The organism is Nitrosomonas aestuarii (assembly GCF_003046585.1).
Lineage (GTDB): Bacteria > Pseudomonadota > Gammaproteobacteria > Burkholderiales > Nitrosomonadaceae > Nitrosomonas > Nitrosomonas aestuarii.
Map to the genome: position 1 here is coordinate 271,031 of NZ_QAAE01000003.1, position 16,635 is coordinate 287,665.

Below are 16,635 nucleotides of genomic sequence, written 5' to 3' on the forward strand. Positions count from 1 at the left end.
GCATGAGTCATTTTTTTTGATGCTGTTTGTTTACCATTCTTCGAAAACCCCTTACTGTAAAAAAAACAGCAACAACAACAATTGGAATGGCGATACCGGTTATCAGCTCCACATTGATCATATAACCGGTCGCCTTGATCGCTTTTAAACCGTAACCAATCAAGCCAAGCAAATAATAACTCAGCACAACAACAGACAAACCTTCGACTGTTTCCTGCAGGCGCAACTGGACATGCGCGCGATTATCCATTGATTTGAGTAAGTCACGGATCTGCGCCTCCATGGAAATATCCACACGCGTACGCAGCAAAGCTGAACCACGTGCAAGCCGCATAGACAGTATTTCTAGTTTTGAAAATACCAGTTCACAAGTACCCATTGCTGACGATAAACGTTGAAACATGAATTCCTGAAGCATTTGCAAACCTTCAATACGTTCCTCGCGTAGCTCGGTAATACGCAATTTTACGATACTATAGTAGGCTCGGGATGCATTGAATCGATGCCCAGTTTGTGCTGACAGCCGTTCAATTTGTGCTGCTAATTTGGTTATTTCATCCAGCAATAGTTGCTCGTCTTCAATACTGGTCAAATTGGCACTATCAGCAATCAATGTAGCTAGAAGATGTTCAGCACGAGCCAATTGGGGGATCATTTGGCGTGTTATGGGTAACGGCAGCATGGCCAGCATGCGGTAAGTTTCAATTTCCAGCAACCGCTGTACCAGTCGCCCAATTTGTCTGCTACGCAGATTTTCATCATGTATCAGAATACGACCAAATCCGTCTTCATGAATTTGATTGTCACTCCATACACTGGCGCTGCCACCGGCTACTTTAGAACCAATGACAGTATTAGAGGAAAATAACTGCGCCAATTCGCTCAAACTACGCTTGGGACGCGAACGATCATCGAGTGCAATATGAGTGGCGACTAGAATTTCGCCAGGTAACCTGGCCAGCCACTTGTGCGGAAGGCGTCTGATAGGTGGATTGTCAAAAGGGATTTCAAAAGATCCTGTCTGATAAATTGTGTATGTTGAATATTCAGTGTGGCGTTCCCATTTGAGTTGTAATTCATCCAGATTTACTGTGAATTCGTTTTCATGGCAGTTAGGTAATGCAATGTTGTAATGCTCGCACAATTCGCTTAGTAGTTTACGCTCCTGATCAATCCATTGCCGTTCAGACAACAAAACCAGATGTGAAAGCTGCGCAGGAATGGTCACTAAATCTTGCGCGGTCGCATTAAGTTCGCTATGCAATTCCTGTCTTTGCTGATGTTGAGAAATACCCAGTAATTCTTTTCTCAACGAATCTGTATTGTTGGCAGCCAAAGGTGATGACGTGTTGTCTGAATGCATTAAAATTCCCGGTATTATTGTAAGCTGTTTGGATAATTTATATCAGCCAGAAGCCCCATACTATAAACAGAATACCCATTGCTTTGGAAAAAAACTGATAATGATGCGGTATAATTTTTTCTACAAAAACTAATGCAGTGATTAACACCATGCCCAGCAGATTCATAACACCTACTGCAAACATGATCATCATCTGCGCCCAGCAGCATCCCAGGCAAGCACTGCCGTGCTTAATACCCATCCTGAAGGCACCCAGCGTTCCTTCACGCCATTCTGTCAATAAAAAACCCAATGGGGTACGGCAGGATTGAAGAAAGCTGTTTTTTTGCGGTGTGAACTGGTAAATGCCTGCCAGAAGAAAAATTATGACAGCCATCCATTTATATTGCACATCCATCATGGGCGATAAAAACTGCAGACCATGCATTTGCCATTGCAACAAAGTCAGTACTACACTGAATATTAACCACACCGATAGATAAGCAAACACAAATAAGAAAGTATAAGGATGAGATGTTTGATAGCGCTGTTCACAAATTTTTGCGTAAACTAAAATCATCGACATGGCCGAAGGTAGCATCATTCCGGCCATCATTACCGCCCACATCATATAGACCAGACCAAAATCAATCCAATGCCAGACAGAAGCATCGGATGGCAGCATCCACATGTCAGACATTGGCAATGTTGTCATTTGCCAATGTTGATAAAAAAGATACGCCCAGGCAATAATAATTACTGCCAACAAGGTTGAAAAAATGATTGCCTGGTTCTTAGACATGCTATTAACCAACGAAATTTACCGGATTATTAATAATCCTGCAGTGATGTGTTGAAAGTTCGCTTGTGAGTTAAGGCTGATAAGTAAACGGTGAGTAGTAACTGTTGCGATCCGAGAATTTCCAGGCCTTGTCGTAGTCATGAAACTCATAATGAGTTGATCGTGCAACGACCGACGGATGACTGGTGACCACGCATAACGGCGGATTATCGATTGTTGATTCACTGCCTTTAATCCCCTGTATGCTTTCAACAGTTATGTCGGCGATGTCAGGTATTGTTAATTCACGCTTATTGCCTTGCATCCGGAAATCAATTTTTACTTTTTTGATGCCCCAGATTCCGGTGACAAAGCTCATGAGCAGCGCAGGGTGTCCGCCATGCTTACCGCTGAATATTTCTGTAACTGCTTCAAGTTGCGTGTCACTGGCGCGTTCATCAATATACAATGCCGCCTCCCAGTTACCGTCTTTCATATTGCCGGGTGCGAAGCAGGCTAATGCAACATTCAAACCATCAAGCGACTCACCATTCAAGTGGCCTTTGTCAATATGCCAAGCGACCAGTAATTTACAGTTGCCTTCAGTAGGTGGTTGTAGCCAAACGCAAGGGCATGCGGTTGCACAATTACACGCTTCAAAATAGCTGCCTTGCAGATTCCAATCAGTGGAAGTGTTCATAAATATTGTCCGAATTTGTATGTATAGTGCGTCAAATAATACTATTAAAAGGGCTCTTTAAAGGGCCGCAAATCCAGTTCATGTGTCCATGCGCTGCGAGGCTGCTGATGGATGGCCCAATAAGTCTGGGTAATCGCTTCCAGTTGCAGCAGACAATCCGCACCTTTCGTTTTAACATATTCTGGAAATTGGAGTCGCGCTCGTTCTCCATCGATCACACCATCAATGATGGTATGCACCACATGAATGCCTTGCGGAGAAAACTCCCGTGCCAGACCTTGCGCCAGCGCTCGTAATCCGGCTTTGGCAGCTGCAAATGCAGTAAATGGCGGCTTTGCTCTGAGCGAACCGGTCGCACCTGTAAAGAAAACCGTTCCCTGTGCCTGAGTTTGCATTAGTGCCATTAGCTGTTTTGCAAATAAAAAAGCGCCCAGGCAATTCTGTTGCCATAATGCTGTAAATGTTTCGACGCCGGTTTCCAGAAAAGAAGCAGGGATATTGCTGTCAACATTGTAAGCAGCGACATGTATCGTGTCGTTTCGGGATTGTATGATATCAAATAAAAGATTCACACTGGTTTCGCTCGTTATGTCAGCGACCACGTAAGTTGCAGAACCGCCTGCCTGTTGAATATTTTTAACCACGCTTTGTAATTTATATTCGCTGCGACCGGCTATAAAAACATGCAATCCTTTTTCGGCAAAACAACGCGCAAGCGCTGCGCCCAATCCGCGTTCCGGCCCAACACCAACGACAATCGCCGAACCTGATGCAGTTATCAATTATATTTTTCCAAAGATCAGTGAAAAATTATTACTGGGCATATCGATCTTTTCTTTCAGTTCCATGCCATGTTCAGCGGCCGCTTTTTTTAAATCAGCAATGTCTTTTAATCCCCATTCCGGCACGCCGGCAGAACTCAGTGTGTCATGAAATTCCTTGTTGGAGCCTGTTGAGAATTCACCCTCTACACGAAATGGTCCGTAGATCAGTAAAAAACCGTCGTCTTTCAACAAATGCGCTGCACATTTCATCATGCCATCAGCTATAGAAACAGGAGCAACCTGAAAAATATTGATACAGAATATGACAGCAAAAGACTTTTCAGGACCCGGGTTAAACCAGGTTTCTGGGTCTGTTAAATCCAGATGCACCGGATCAGCAATATTATTATTACCTTGCTGACTGGTCAGGTTCTTGATATTGTCAAAAACCTCAGTATCACGGTCAGTGGGATGAAAATGTAAATGCTCAAAATGAGGCGCAAAGTAATTAATGTGCATGCCGCTACCACTGGCCATTTCCAGCACGCGCTCAGCAGGGTCTTGGGGTAATTTATCTTTTAAAACGCCCAGAATGGGCTCACGATTACGTCCTCCAGCCCAAGCGACATATTCGCTCAGTGGGTGTGGGTCTAAGGGCGGCATTTCTTGATTCATGTGCTTTTCCTCTGCATGTTTATCTGAAAGTTTTTAAAACATAAGGATAACAGTATATAACTGCGTGACCAATACATTCATGCCAGTCATTTCTGCAGCACATTTTCTAATGCCGCTTCCAATTCTGTATATTTAAATTGATACCCTGAATCGAGCAGATGTTTCGGAATGACACGTTGGCTGCCAAGTAACAACTGTGACATCTCTCCCAGTAATAAATTTAATGCCCAGGCAGGAGTTGTTAAAAATGCAGGTCTTTTCAGTTGCTTTGCTAACACGCGTGTAAAATCATTATTGGTGGCCGGATTGGGCGCTGTCAGATTAAAGACACCTTCTAATTCGTCTTTATTGAGTAATGTTTCGCAAATTGCGACATAATCATCCATGTGAATCCAGGGCATCCATTGTGTGCCTGAGCCAAGTTTTGCACCCAGCCCCAGTTTAAATGGCAAAATCATAGGCTGCAAAAATCCGCCATGTTTACCGATCACCAATCCGGTACGCAGTATGCAAACACGGACACCCTGTTCTTTTGCCTTATTGGCTGCCTGCTCCCAGGCTGCGCATAACTGATGGCCGAAATTATCTTGTTCCAATACTGATGCGGACTCGTCAAGTAAAGTGTCTCCTTGATCGCCATAGAATCCAATCGCTGAGCCACTAAGAAAAACGGCCGGTTTAGTCGCCGCCCGTTCGATGAATTCAACCAACTGGCGTGTGATATCAACCCGGCTTTCTAGAAGAATCTGCTTACGCTTATCAGTCCAACGACTCGCAAAAATGGGTGCGCCGGCAAAGTTAATAATCGCATCAAAATGTGCGTCATCAGCTAAGTGCTTAACTGAATTAAGTTGCTGAATCTGATCGCCGAAAATAGACGAGACTTTGTTAGGGTAACGGCTTAACATAGTTATTGAATGCCCTGCGGAGTACAACGCCGGACACAGTGATCGTCCAATAAAACCGGTTCCGCCCGTTATCAAAATTTTCATAAAGATAGCCCCTCTCATTTTGTTTGTTTAATAAACGCCATCATGTATTTTTCTTATTATTCACTGGCGAAGCGCTTTGGAAAATCAACAATGACAGTTTAAGTATAATGTATAACCTTAATAACAATGATGGATTATGTTTAGACTAAATGAAAATTAAAAGATAAAGTAAGACAAAATACCAAAAAAGAAGAACAGATAGTAAAACTGCTGTTTGAGTGGTATCCAAAATTTCGATGTCAAAGGAATTACTGTGATTGATGGAAAAGAATCAAAGCGGGTATTTTTATGGAATTATGCCTCAACGCGTCCTGACAAGCCGTTAAATACAACTTTTCGATGCAGTTGCAGACGCAGCGTCAGCGCAGATAGTTTTCTTAACAGACGACTAATGGTTTCGCTTAGTATAAAACAATAGTTTCCCTCATATCTTTATTCAGCTTAGCTCGCTAATATAATGACTGCTGATTAATCGAATGGAGTCATATCCACATGAAAACAAGCAGGTACCTTACAATATTAAGCGCACTTGTTTTACTCGTTGCAAGTTTGTCAATGAATACTTGGGCGACAGAGGCGGGTTATGGCGCTCAGAATAACGTGAGTTCGCATGATCACTTTGCATTAGCCGAGCAATATGAAAATCTGGCTAAAGAAATGCAGGCGAAGGCAACGGAACAAATGGAAATACTTGAGCATAAACCACGCTCAAGTTTTTTTGGCAAGAACGGGCAACATATAAAATCGCATATCGCATATAAAATTTCTACATTCGAGCAAGCAGCACAAGATAATTTGGAAAAAGCTGCGTACCATAAGGCTGTTGCTGCTGCCCAAACATCTCCAGAATTAACTGACCGACCCGCTCAAATTAACAAACAATTTAATAAAGCAACATACAAAGCGAATCAGCACAATGGTTTGTAATTTAGACGTATTTCATAAGATTTGACGCGATCAGACACTGCTTTGAGTATTTATTAAACAGCTTATCCATAATGACACCCCTTGAATCATATCTTTGTTAAGTGTTATAGCGCTTTAATTCACCGTTAAAGCGCTATTTTTTTATCGGGAGTATTACTGCCATGCAATTAAAAACCATCAATAATTTTCTTGTTTTACCAGTACTCATTCTTGTAGGTAAATATCTTGCAATCATATCGATGTTTGCATTGTTAATTGCCTGCGCACCCGTGAGTCCATTAATATCTGCTCAAGATAATGGAGCCGATATAATACAACCTGGCAAAGGCAATCACAATCATGATGCTTTGGCGCAACAGTATGAAAAACTGGCTGAAGAAATGCAGGCTAAAGCTGAAGAACAACTTGAGGCATTAGAACATTCGCATACCAGCCGTTTTGGCAAAAATGCGAAAAACACTAAGTCACGCATTGCACTTAAAATACGCAGCTACGAACAAGCACAGCAGGAGTATAAAGAAAAAGCAGCTTATCATAGATCATTGGCAGGTAAATCCACCGTTATTCCAGGACATGATGATGGAAGTCTGCAAATAGATAAAGCAAAAGTTAATTTGAAGCATACTGCGCCAAACTAACAGTAAATTGAGAAACGTTTAACAGGCCGTGTGAAAAATTATCTGCGTGATCTCTGTTGCGTTAAAAACAGGCATAAAATGTTCAAATTATGCGTAAATATCGCTTTATTGCCTGTTTTTACCTGGTATCGCTAGTCTTTCGATAACAATTTTCAATGACCTGTTAAGTTAATAATTTTTCCATTGTAAGCTGATAAATTTTTGACAGACGATCGATATCAGTCACATTTACATGTTCATTCAACTTGTGTATGGTTTCATTGCAAGGTCCGAATTCAACCACCTGCCTGCAGATATCTGCAATAAATCGCCCATCCGAAGTACCGCCCGAAGTAGAAAGTTGCGGTGCAATATGGGTAACTTGCGTTATCGCTTCCCGCATGGCGCTGGCAAGTTCGGCATCGGATGTAAGAAAAGGTTTTCCAGAAAGCTCCCAGCCTAGATCGTAGTTTAGCTGGTGTTTGTCGAGTGTTTCGTGTACTTTTGTCTGCAGCGACTCAACTGTGCTGGCGGTTGAAAAGCGGAAATTAAAAAGCATGTTCACCAAACCTGGGATAATGTTGGTTGCACCAGTGCCGCCATTGATATTGGAAATATGCCAGGTGGTAGGGGGGAAATATTCATTGCCTTCATCCCACTGCATTTGCGCAAGCTCCGTTATAGCCGGTGCGGCAATATGAATGGGATTTTTTGCCAGATGCGGGTAGGCAATATGACCCTGGATACCTTTAATTGTTAAATTGCCTGAGAGTGAACCGCGCCGTCCGTTTTTAATAGTATCGCCTAATTGATGGGTACAAGTGGGCTCGCCCACGATACAATAATCCAGTAATTCATTTCGCGCCTTGAGTGTTTCAACGACTTTGACTGTGCCATCAACGGCAGGACCTTCTTCGTCCGACGTGATTAACAACGCGATAGAACCCTTATGAGCCGAATGGTCGGCAATAAATGCTTCTATGGCTGTTACAAAAGCAGCAAGCGATGCTTTCATGTCTGCTGCGCCGCGCCCGAATAATTTCCCATCGCGAATTGATGGAACAAAGGGATCGCTATTCCACTGATCCAATGGACCGGTAGGAACGACATCGGTATGTCCAGCAAAGCACAGTACGGGTGACGCCTCACCGCGTCTGGCCCAGAGATTATCAACTTTACCAAAACGCATATTCTCGATATGAAAACCTATTTTTTCCAACCGCTGCGCAAGTATCTGCTGACAACCGTTATCCTCGGGTGTCACAGAGCGCAACGCAATTAATTGTTGAGCTAAATCCAATGTTTCATTGGTCATTTAGAATCCTTCATATATAAAAAAAGGGATTGAATGATATGGACAGATATCAAGTGTATGTATTAAACAACACCTTAAGTACAAAACTGCAATCCGGGTGTAGGGATTTATGTGATTATCATGTAAATTTATGCCTTGAGGCAGAATCTGAATTCTACACGTCTGTTGAAAGACATGCACTGACCATGTGCGCAAGCAGGAATTTAACTAACTGAGTTCGATCAATAAGGGAAAAAAAGATGCTCCTGTCGCTATTTTATATTTTTTTATCAATACTGGCTGTAATCGCAATCATTTTGTTTGTGCCTGTTTTACGCCGCCTGATTGTCACTAATCAGATATTGAAAATGTTTCGTAAAATGCTACCGCAAATATCTCAAACCGAACAAGAAGCGCTTGATGCAGGTACTGTCTGGTGGGACGGCGATTTATTCAGCGGCAGACCGGATTGGAATAAATTGCTGGCATACCCCAAGCCGCAATTAAGTGACGAAGAACAGACTTTCCTTGATGGCCCGGTCGAACAATTATGCGAAATGCTGGATGAATGGCAGATTACTCATGAACTAATAGATTTACCGCCGGAGGTTTGGCAGTTTATCAAAGACAATGGGTTTTTTGGTTTGATCATCCCGAAAGAGTATGGTGGCTACGGATTCTCTGCACTGGCGCATTCCGAAGTGGTCATGAAAATCAGTTCACGAAGTGGCACGGCGGCAGTTACGGTCATGGTGCCTAATTCACTGGGGCCGGCGGAATTACTGCTCCATTACGGGACTGACGAACAAAAGAATCATTATTTACCCCGTTTGGCCAAAGGCCTGGAAGTACCCTGTTTCGGTTTGACCTCACCTGAAGCCGGATCGGATGCCGGATCTATCCCGGATTACGGTATTGTCTGCAAAAGCGAATTTGAAGGCAAACAGGATGTGCTGGGCATGCGCGTTACCTGGGAGAAACGATATATTACGCTTGGTCCCGTAGCGACCATTCTCGGGCTGGCTTTTAAATTGTATGATCCCGATCATTTACTCGGCCAGGAAGAAGATCTCGGCATTACGCTGGCATTGATACCAACAGATACTCCCGGACTCAATATCGGACGGCGTCATTTTCCACTCAACGCAGCATTTCAAAACGGCCCCAATTCAGGTGAAGACGTTTTCATTCCAATGGAATGGATTATTGGCGGTCAGGCAGGCGTAGGGCAGGGCTGGCGCATGCTAATGAATTGTTTGGCGGCAGGCCGTTCGATTTCATTACCGGCAACCGGTGCAGGCGCTGCAAAACTGGCGGCAAGAACCAGTGGTGCCTATGGCCGGGTGCGCGTGCAATTCAATACACCGATCGGTTATTTTGAGGGTATAGAAGAGGCTCTGGCGCGGATTGGCGGCAATGCCTATATGATGGATGCCGCACGCGTCATGACAGCCGGAGCCGTCGACCTGGGTGAAAAACCGTCTGTGATTTCAGCTATTGTGAAATACCACTTAACCGAACGAGCACGTCAGGCAGTTAATGACGCCATGGATATTCATGGCGGTAAAGGAATATGTATTGGCCCGCGCAATTATCTGGGAAGATCTTATCAGCATATTCCGGTAAGTATTACCGTTGAAGGCGCCAATATTCTGACGCGCAGCATGATTATATTTGGTCAGGGGGCAATCCGCTGCCATCCTTATATTTTGCAGGAAGTCACTGCAGCAAACGATACGGACAAGAAACGCGCCTCGAAAATATTTGATGCCGCGCTGGTCGGACATGTTTTATTCAGCATGCGCAACACGATGAACAGTATCGTGTATGGTCTTTTCGGTAAATACATGAAAGGCAGCGTTCCTGAAAACAGCCCGCCGGAAATTGCAAATTATTATCAGCAACTCACGCGGTTATCCGTAAATTTTGCTTTTCTGGCCGATATTGCCTTAATGTTCCTGGGTGGTGCATTGAAACGCAAGGAAAGACTGTCTGCGCGTTTGGGTGATATTCTGAGTTATCTGTATCTTTGTTCAGCGACGCTGAAACGGTTTGAAGACGATGGCCGCCCGCAAGCAGATTTGCCTTTATTGCACTGGTCCATGCAGGATGCTGTGTATCGCATTCAGCAGACTTTTGACGAAGTTCTGAGTAATTTTCCTGCTAACAAAGTTTTTGTATGGTTACTTAGAAAGTGGATTTTCCCTGTTGGAAAACCGTATTCTCCACCAACTGACGATTTAGGACATGAAATTGCCAGAATAATGCTGGAACCAGGTGAAGCACGGGACCGATTGACTTCCGGTATTTTTATACCGACCACACCGGGCGACCCGATGTCCGACCTGGAAGAAGCCCTCAAATGTGCGATCGAAAGCGCTCCACTTGAGTCCAAAGTACGCAACGCTGTGAAATCAGGAAAGGTGACGGCACAGGGTGACAAGCAAATTACGCAGGCATACCATCTGAATGTAATCACTGCCGCGGAAGCTGAATTACTGAAAAAGATGAAAGAATTGCGTAGCCGTGTCATTAAAGTTGACGATTTTTCACAGGATATAGCATACGAACCATTCAATCTGTCCAATCAATCCGCGCTCGCTGCTTCGACTGAGCCTGAGCTTGAGCAGTTTGAACCAGAGCAAGTGACTCAGCCTGAGGATGACGCCAGTGAAAATCCTCCAATCAGTGGAATTGAACAATCCAAATTGTTTGAATCAGGACAATTAAGTGAAATCGCTGCTTCGGATTTGTTTACAGACACAAAACCTGTGCAACCTAACAGCGAGAATAAAGAAATACCAGCCCCAGATTCAGAAACTGAGAAACATAAAAAGCCAGCACCTGCCGAGCAAGCAACCACATCTGATTCGGCCCCTTCTGGGAACAAGGCAGAAGAAGAAAATCAACAAAGCGGTGACAGCAACGCAGACAAATCTCAGACAAACCAGGCAAAATGATGAATCATATTATTTCAGTTGAACAGGCAAAAACACTGGATGGTTTATTTAACGAACGCGTGAAATGTACCCCTGAAGCAGAAGCCTACCGTTACTACGATGCGGAACGCGCAACGTGGTGTGTGTATACCTGGTCGCAGATGAATGCACAGGTAGCCCTTTGGCAAGCTGCCTTGATTAGAGAATCGCTGCCCCCTGGAGATCGTGTCGCCGTGATGATACGAAACAGCCCGGAATGGGTTATGTTTGATCAGGCTGCTTTAGGTCTGGGACTGGTTGTCGTGCCTTTTTATACTGAAGATCGCGCTGATAACATCGCTTACATGCTGGCCGACGCAGGTGTCAGACTGTTAATACTTGAAGATTCTGTACACACGCCAGAAATCTGTGAAGCTTGCAGTAATATTGAAAGTCTGCAGCGCATCGTACTGGTAGAGTCGACTGGTGAAAAAAACACATCTTCCTCACTTTCAAATGACCCTCGTTTAATGACACTGTCAAAGTGGCTTCCGGCCAAAGCCGAAGAAATACAGCATATCAGTAGCGATCCCAACAGCCTGGCTACCATTATTTATACTTCAGGAACGACCGGCCGTCCCAAAGGTGTGATGCTCAATCACCACAATATTCTGACGAATGCCTACAGCAGCTTACAGGTTGTACAGGTTACGCCAAATGATTTACTTTTGTCTTTTTTGCCCTTGTCACATACGTTTGAGCGAACTGTGGGTTACTATTTGCCGATGATGTGTGGTGCCACCATTGCCTATGCGCGTTCAATTCCACAATTACAGGAAGACCTGTTGACGATTCGTCCGACCATTCTGATCTCGGTACCAAGAATTTATGAACGTATTTACGCAGGCATTCGTACAAAACTTGCTGAAGGTTCTTCATTTGCCAGATGGCTGTTTGAATTTACCGCTGAGGTTGGATATAGCCGGTTTGAGCACCAACAAAAACGCGCATCCTGGCGGCCTGTATTTTTGTTATGGCCGTTGCTGGATCATTTGGTGGCATCCAAGCTTATGAATAAACTGGGTGGGCGTTTGCGCCATGCCATGAGTGGCGGCGCGGCACTGTCAGCCGAAATTTCCCGCGTATTTATCGGCCTGGGGCTGCCCATTCTGCAAGGTTATGGCATGACAGAAAGCAGCCCGGTTGTCTGCGTCAACCGTCATGAAGACAATGTACCGGCCAGTGTAGGATTGCCGCTACCCGGCGTTGAGGTCAAATTGGGTGAAGACGATGCGTTATTGATCCGCGGTCCGAATATCATGATGGGTTACTGGAACAATCCTCAGGCAACCCAAGCGATAATTTCAACTGATGGTTGGCTGAATTCAGGCGATGTTGCTTCGATTGATTCGCAAGGTCATATTACGATTACAGGACGATTAAAAGATATCATAGTATTGTCTACCGGCGAAAAAATTCCTCCCGGTGACATGGAAACAGCCATTTTACGAGATCAGATTTTCGAACAGATCATGGTCATTGGTGAGGCCCGTTCTTTCCTAAGTGTGCTGGTCGTGCTTGATAAAAATAACTGGAACAAATTTGCCGCAGAACAAGGGATTGATGCAGATATCATAAATGCAAATGATGCACAAAAGCAAAAAATCGAGGAAATCCTGCTTGAAAAAGTGACTTACCAAACCCGTGAGTTTCCCGGCTATGCACGCATCCGCAAAATCACAATCATGCCCGAACCATGGACTGTTGATAATGAAATGTTAACACCGACTTTAAAACTACGGCGATCCAAAATTATGGAACAATTTAAAGCCAAAATTGAAAGAATGTACGAAGGACATTAACTTTTATTACTTTCAAACAAAAAAACCGATTACTAGTCCGGATGCAGCGGATTCAACCTTGTTTTGCAATACAAAACAAATGTGGGAATACTTTAAACTAAGAAATGATATGCGTACAAGGCTGGCATTTGACCGAACCTAAAGGTGAGCAGACTTCAAGTCTGACTACCCATTTATTACAAAACAACTGAACTGTCCTTAATTTAATTCCCAGTCTTTAGAAGATGAATAATTTTTATTTTCAACATATTACATGTATAAAGTAATGTAATTTGGAAAAAGATTACTTTAGTATATCTTTTCTCAATTGCGTTAGTTGAATTCCTCAAAATATAATTCCCTTATTTTAAAACTGATAAGGGAATTAGAGTGCCTCTAAGAAAATTAATCAAAGAATTTAATGCCTATCTAAATAACAATGAATCTGTACTTGAACGCGACTTCAAACATGTAGCAGATAAAATTGAGCTACACTGGGGATTTCCAGAATTCTATCCATTCATAAATAAATTGTTAGTGAACGATCATGATCGGTCAAGAAATGGTTTTCCTCCGGAAGTAATGCAGGAGATATATGAGCTACACGAAATACATGAGAAATTATTCCCTGACAAAAAACTAAAAATATAACCCGTTACCCTAAACACATATCGGTATGTGTCAAAGTGACCGATCTAACGTTCACGCTGATAAACGTTAGATCGGTCAAAATTTTCAGTTAAATTAAGCGTCGCATAACAGCTATGATGTATTTGGGCCTAATAGTGGTAGCGACACTGTACGATAATTAATGAATCATCTTTCACTCTGTAAACCAGGCGGTGCTCTCGATTAATGCGACGCGACCAATAGCCAGACCAATTATGTTTTAAAGATTCTGGATCTCCAAGTCCGTCAAATGGTTCTCGCTTGATGTCTTTGATTAGTGTGTTAATACGCTTCAGGACTGTTTTATCAGTTTGCTGCCAATATAGATAGTCTTCCCATGCTTTTTCAGCCCAGGATAAAATCACTCCTCAATAAGCCCTTTCTGAATCACTTTTCCTGCTTCCACTTCCGCTATCGCTTGATTCAATCGCTCTGCATTTTTAGGGCTTGCCATTAGGTAGGCAGTTTCTTCGTAGGCGTGAAAATCTTCCAGACTCATCACCACAGCAGGTTTACCATTTTGCCGAGTAATCAAGATCGGTTTATGGTCATCATTCACCTTATCCAGCGTACCTGCCAGGTGGCTGCGAAATGCGGAATAGCTCATTGTATCCATCGTTAGTACCTCTCAGTAATGTACTCATAATTGTACTTGTACAAATACATGTACGCAATACTTGCTTCAAGGTCCGCATAACCAGTCACATCAGGTACTTCATGATTGACTTGATGAAAGCGATTAAAATGACAATTGATAGACTCTGCCGCATAGCTCAAACAAGGCGACAATAAAAATATCAAAAATAATATTCGCACCCCTAGTACTCCTTATTGTCAATCAGTATACGGACTCCTCCTTTTTTAAGAAAACAATACCAAAGCAATGTCCGTCCCGCTATGTACAACAAGGTACGGAATGTATTTTAGATGGCACATCAGAACCGACCGTACCCAGTGAAACCGAATGGGATAATGCAGCAACACAACTCAATGACCCCGCATCAACCGACCACATACTGGAAAACGGCGGTGATGTGCCCGTCGATGTCAGCACGCCGCCAGCACTGGACGCACCGATCAACCAGCCCATAGGCAGCGAAACCATCACCACCAAAGACGCACAAGGCAACACCACCGGCACGCAGGTAACTGAAACATCAGTCGACATCACCGACGCAGCCACCACCGAAAACCCGAACCAGATCGACGTTAAAGAAAAAAAGACAGTCACTACCTACGACCTGAACAACAACCCCACCGGATCAACCACCACAGAAAGCGAAATCCGGCCACCTGCGCCACCTGATCCGCCAGACATCGACTACGAAATAGACTTTGACAACGTAAACGACAAAGACCTCGAAGAATACGAATTACCCGACATATTCAGCTATGAATCATGGGGTGAAGGCTCTTGTCCCGCTGACAGGTCAGTCAGCTATGGCTATGGCAATTTAAACCTGTCCATGCAACCCGCGTGCGACTTTGCAACCGGCGTGCGGCCAATCATTCTCGTAATCGCTGGCCTGTCTGCAATGTTCATCATCTCAGGGATTAAAACAGAATGATCAAGGAAATATTAGTCCCGCTCGGCCAGTTCTTTGAATCCAACATCGGCGCAATCGTTAAAACCGGACTATCTGCCGCCGGTGTGGGTGTTATCAGTTACGCCGCCATCAGTGCCGCCTTTGACATTGCCCTGAACTACGCCCGCAGCCAATTTGACTCACTCGCAACCGACGCGCTTCAACTCATTGGCCTTGCCGGAATAGGGGAAGCATTAGGGCTCATAGCCGGTGCAATGGCCTTCAGGGTCACATTCACATCAATGTCAAAACTAGGAATATTACCAAAATGATAGACATTTCCTCAATCGTCGTTTCCGCAATCACCACAGCGCTTGCAGATGTCTGGCACATCATCGGCTTAGCCCTTGTCTTGCGCGTCGTCCTGTTCTCAATCGCCAAAAGCCGCAAAACCGTTTCCAACGCCACAAAATTCTACGACTACGACCATGAATACGGCGGTGAATGGGAAGACTACTATAACCCTGACGGATCAAGACGGTTCTAATCAAGAGGCACATCATGAGCATTACATTACTAACCTCGGTACCTGGCGGCGGCAAAACTTCATACGCCGTCTGGAACGTCATCAAAAAAGCCCATGACGAAGGAAAAATCATCTATACAGTCGGTATTCCAAAACTAAAAATTCCGACAATTGAACTGACCTATGACGACGTTAAAAACTGGAACCAGACCACAGAACCGGAACAAAACTTACCCGAACTCACCAACATAGAACACGGCTCTATAATCGTCGTCGATGAAGTACAAAGAATGTGGCCGACCACTGGCAGCAAGATAACCGAAGACATTAAAGACCTGTCCATTCACCGACACTTCGGCCTGACATTCTTTTTAATCACCCAATCACCAACACTGATACATAGAAACGTACTTGCGCTGGTAGACCGCCATTTGCACATTCGCCCGACATGGGCAGGCCGGAAAATCTACGAATGGCCGGAATACTGCCGCAACCCCGCAGCACAATCAAACAAAAACGCCGCCATCACATTCAACTACAAACTGCCCAAGCAATCCTTTAACCTGTACCACTCGGCAACCCAACACATCAAACCTGAAAAGCGCATACCAATGGTTTTTTATGTGTTTGTCACATTCCTGATATTAACCGCGGTTTTTGTTTATTTCGGCGTTGACCGAATATTAAGCAAAACCGACACACCCAAAGAAGAAACACCGCATGAATTTCTATCAGATCATGAAAATACAGAAACTATTCAAGAGAACATACTGACAGTATCAGTCAGCCAAGAAAATGTCGCGACACCACAGCAGCAACAAATCATAGAACAGCAAACCACAGCAAAAATACTGCCGACAATCCTTTCAAAAATCTACGACTGGGACAGGGTAGCCGCGTGCCTCAACTCTGAACAATTGGGGTGTGTCTGCTATGGTCAACCAGCAGAACGGCTCATGATCCCGAAAGAAAGTTGCCAGTTAGCAGCTAAGCACGGTTGGACTCAGAGTAAAAGTAGCAATATAAAAGCGTTATATATTTCATAAGAAACTGTTTGGAAAAA

The 16,635-nt window shown here is 44.0% G+C and carries 18 protein-coding genes; 9 read left to right on the forward strand and 9 right to left on the reverse strand.

All coding sequences use genetic code 11. The features are described 5' to 3' along the window. Positions 1-7: 7 nt before the first annotated feature. The 6 genes from C8R11_RS04415 to C8R11_RS04440 form a co-directional block, all read right to left on the reverse strand. A complete protein-coding gene (locus tag C8R11_RS04415; protein ID WP_107794643.1) occupies positions 8-1,363 on the reverse strand; it encodes a DUF3422 family protein in 1,356 nt (451 codons plus the stop codon). Positions 1,364-1,400: 37 nt separating this feature from the next. Beyond that, on the reverse strand, positions 1,401-2,144 hold the full coding sequence (locus tag C8R11_RS04420) for a DUF2182 domain-containing protein (RefSeq protein ID WP_107794644.1): 744 nt from the start codon (positions 2,142-2,144) through the stop codon (positions 1,401-1,403). 70 nt (positions 2,145-2,214) lie between these two features. Next, complete coding sequence (locus C8R11_RS04425) at positions 2,215-2,823, reverse strand: DUF1326 domain-containing protein (protein ID WP_107794645.1); 609 nt, start codon at positions 2,821-2,823, stop codon at positions 2,215-2,217. Between the two features lie 44 nt (positions 2,824-2,867). Further along, positions 2,868-3,605 carry an SDR family NAD(P)-dependent oxidoreductase gene (locus tag C8R11_RS04430; protein WP_219908538.1) on the reverse strand — a complete coding sequence of 246 codons (738 nt, stop codon included), beginning with the start codon at positions 3,603-3,605 and terminating at the stop codon, positions 2,868-2,870. Beyond that, on the reverse strand, positions 3,606-4,262 hold the full coding sequence (locus tag C8R11_RS04435) for a DUF938 domain-containing protein (protein WP_107794646.1): 657 nt from the start codon (positions 4,260-4,262) through the stop codon (positions 3,606-3,608). An 86-nt stretch (positions 4,263-4,348) separates the two neighbouring features. Further along, the gene (locus C8R11_RS04440; protein WP_107794647.1) at positions 4,349-5,254 is read right to left on the reverse strand and encodes a TIGR01777 family oxidoreductase; all 906 of its coding nucleotides are present in this window, start codon (positions 5,252-5,254) and stop codon (positions 4,349-4,351) included. A 492-nt stretch (positions 5,255-5,746) separates the two neighbouring features. On the opposite strand from C8R11_RS04440, the gene C8R11_RS04445 reads away from it, so the two are divergent. Next, positions 5,747-6,181 (forward strand): hypothetical protein, encoded by a 435-nt coding sequence (locus C8R11_RS04445; RefSeq protein ID WP_107794648.1) that lies wholly within the window; start codon positions 5,747-5,749, stop codon positions 6,179-6,181. A 161-nt stretch (positions 6,182-6,342) separates the two neighbouring features. Further along, positions 6,343-6,819: a hypothetical protein gene (locus tag C8R11_RS04450; RefSeq protein ID WP_107794649.1), complete on the forward strand. Its 477-nt coding sequence runs from the start codon at positions 6,343-6,345 to the stop codon at positions 6,817-6,819. A gap of 163 nt (positions 6,820-6,982) precedes the next feature. Here C8R11_RS04450 and dapE read toward each other — a convergent pair whose 3' ends face one another. Then, positions 6,983-8,113: a succinyl-diaminopimelate desuccinylase gene (gene dapE, locus C8R11_RS04455; RefSeq protein ID WP_107794650.1), complete on the reverse strand. Its 1,131-nt coding sequence runs from the start codon at positions 8,111-8,113 to the stop codon at positions 6,983-6,985. A gap of 239 nt (positions 8,114-8,352) precedes the next feature. On the opposite strand from dapE, the gene C8R11_RS04460 reads away from it, so the two are divergent. The 3 genes from C8R11_RS04460 (at position 8,353) to C8R11_RS04470 (ending at position 13,502) form a co-directional block, all read left to right on the forward strand. Further along, entirely contained in the window at positions 8,353-11,052 is a 2,700-nt protein-coding gene (locus C8R11_RS04460; RefSeq protein ID WP_107794651.1) for an acyl-CoA dehydrogenase, read from the forward strand. Beyond that, the gene (locus tag C8R11_RS04465) at positions 11,052-12,872 is read left to right on the forward strand and encodes an AMP-dependent synthetase/ligase (RefSeq protein WP_107794652.1); all 1,821 of its coding nucleotides are present in this window, start codon (positions 11,052-11,054) and stop codon (positions 12,870-12,872) included. The genes C8R11_RS04460 and C8R11_RS04465 overlap by 1 nt, the downstream gene beginning before the upstream one ends. Positions 12,873-13,241: 369 nt before the next feature. Beyond that, complete coding sequence (locus C8R11_RS04470; protein WP_107794653.1) at positions 13,242-13,502, forward strand: hypothetical protein; 261 nt, start codon at positions 13,242-13,244, stop codon at positions 13,500-13,502. A 128-nt stretch (positions 13,503-13,630) separates the two neighbouring features. Here the strand turns inward: C8R11_RS04470 and C8R11_RS04475 are convergent, their stop codons facing one another. Both C8R11_RS04475 and C8R11_RS04480 read right to left on the reverse strand, forming a co-directional pair. Beyond that, positions 13,631-13,885 (reverse strand): Txe/YoeB family addiction module toxin, encoded by a 255-nt coding sequence (locus C8R11_RS04475; protein WP_107794654.1) that lies wholly within the window; start codon positions 13,883-13,885, stop codon positions 13,631-13,633. Continuing rightward, positions 13,882-14,136 (reverse strand): type II toxin-antitoxin system Phd/YefM family antitoxin, encoded by a 255-nt coding sequence (locus C8R11_RS04480; RefSeq protein ID WP_107794655.1) that lies wholly within the window; start codon positions 14,134-14,136, stop codon positions 13,882-13,884. Before C8R11_RS04480 ends, C8R11_RS04475 begins: the two co-directional genes overlap by 4 nt. A gap of 418 nt (positions 14,137-14,554) precedes the next feature. Here C8R11_RS04480 and C8R11_RS04485 point away from each other — a divergent pair, with 418 nt between their 5' ends. Genes C8R11_RS04485 through C8R11_RS04500 form a run of 4 tightly spaced genes read left to right on the forward strand, consistent with a single transcriptional unit; the run spans position 14,555 to position 16,618 of the window. Next, on the forward strand, positions 14,555-15,088 hold the full coding sequence (locus tag C8R11_RS04485) for a virulence factor TspB C-terminal domain-related protein (RefSeq protein WP_107794656.1): 534 nt from the start codon (positions 14,555-14,557) through the stop codon (positions 15,086-15,088). Then, complete coding sequence (locus C8R11_RS04490; protein ID WP_107794657.1) at positions 15,085-15,378, forward strand: DUF2523 domain-containing protein; 294 nt, start codon at positions 15,085-15,087, stop codon at positions 15,376-15,378. Before C8R11_RS04485 ends, C8R11_RS04490 begins: the two co-directional genes overlap by 4 nt. Then, a complete protein-coding gene (locus tag C8R11_RS04495; protein ID WP_107794658.1) occupies positions 15,375-15,593 on the forward strand; it encodes a hypothetical protein in 219 nt (72 codons plus the stop codon). The genes C8R11_RS04490 and C8R11_RS04495 overlap by 4 nt, the downstream gene beginning before the upstream one ends. Before the next feature lie 14 nt (positions 15,594-15,607). Continuing rightward, entirely contained in the window at positions 15,608-16,618 is a 1,011-nt protein-coding gene (locus tag C8R11_RS04500; RefSeq protein WP_107794659.1) for a zonular occludens toxin domain-containing protein, read from the forward strand. Positions 16,619-16,635: the final 17 nt, after the last annotated feature.

Coding starts and splice junctions, on each gene's coding strand:
- C8R11_RS04425 (WP_107794645.1), bottom strand. CDS start 2,823: ATGAACACTTCCACTGATTGGAATCTGCAAGGCAGCTATTTTGAAGCG.
- C8R11_RS04440 (WP_107794647.1), bottom strand. CDS start 5,254: ATGAAAATTTTGATAACGGGCGGAACCGGTTTTATTGGACGATCACTG.
- C8R11_RS04490 (WP_107794657.1), top strand. CDS start 15,085: ATGATCAAGGAAATATTAGTCCCGCTCGGCCAGTTCTTTGAATCCAAC.
- C8R11_RS04450 (WP_107794649.1), top strand. CDS start 6,343: ATGCAATTAAAAACCATCAATAATTTTCTTGTTTTACCAGTACTCATT.
- C8R11_RS04495 (WP_107794658.1), top strand. CDS start 15,375: ATGATAGACATTTCCTCAATCGTCGTTTCCGCAATCACCACAGCGCTT.
- C8R11_RS04445 (WP_107794648.1), top strand. CDS start 5,747: ATGAAAACAAGCAGGTACCTTACAATATTAAGCGCACTTGTTTTACTC.
- C8R11_RS04480 (WP_107794655.1), bottom strand. CDS start 14,136: ATGGATACAATGAGCTATTCCGCATTTCGCAGCCACCTGGCAGGTACG.
- C8R11_RS04420 (WP_107794644.1), bottom strand. CDS start 2,144: ATGTCTAAGAACCAGGCAATCATTTTTTCAACCTTGTTGGCAGTAATT.
- C8R11_RS04415 (WP_107794643.1), bottom strand. CDS start 1,363: ATGCATTCAGACAACACGTCATCACCTTTGGCTGCCAACAATACAGAT.
- dapE (WP_107794650.1), bottom strand. CDS start 8,113: ATGACCAATGAAACATTGGATTTAGCTCAACAATTAATTGCGTTGCGC.
- C8R11_RS04500 (WP_107794659.1), top strand. CDS start 15,608: ATGAGCATTACATTACTAACCTCGGTACCTGGCGGCGGCAAAACTTCA.
- C8R11_RS04460 (WP_107794651.1), top strand. CDS start 8,353: ATGCTCCTGTCGCTATTTTATATTTTTTTATCAATACTGGCTGTAATC.
- C8R11_RS04465 (WP_107794652.1), top strand. CDS start 11,052: ATGAATCATATTATTTCAGTTGAACAGGCAAAAACACTGGATGGTTTA.
- C8R11_RS04435 (WP_107794646.1), bottom strand. CDS start 4,262: ATGAATCAAGAAATGCCGCCCTTAGACCCACACCCACTGAGCGAATAT.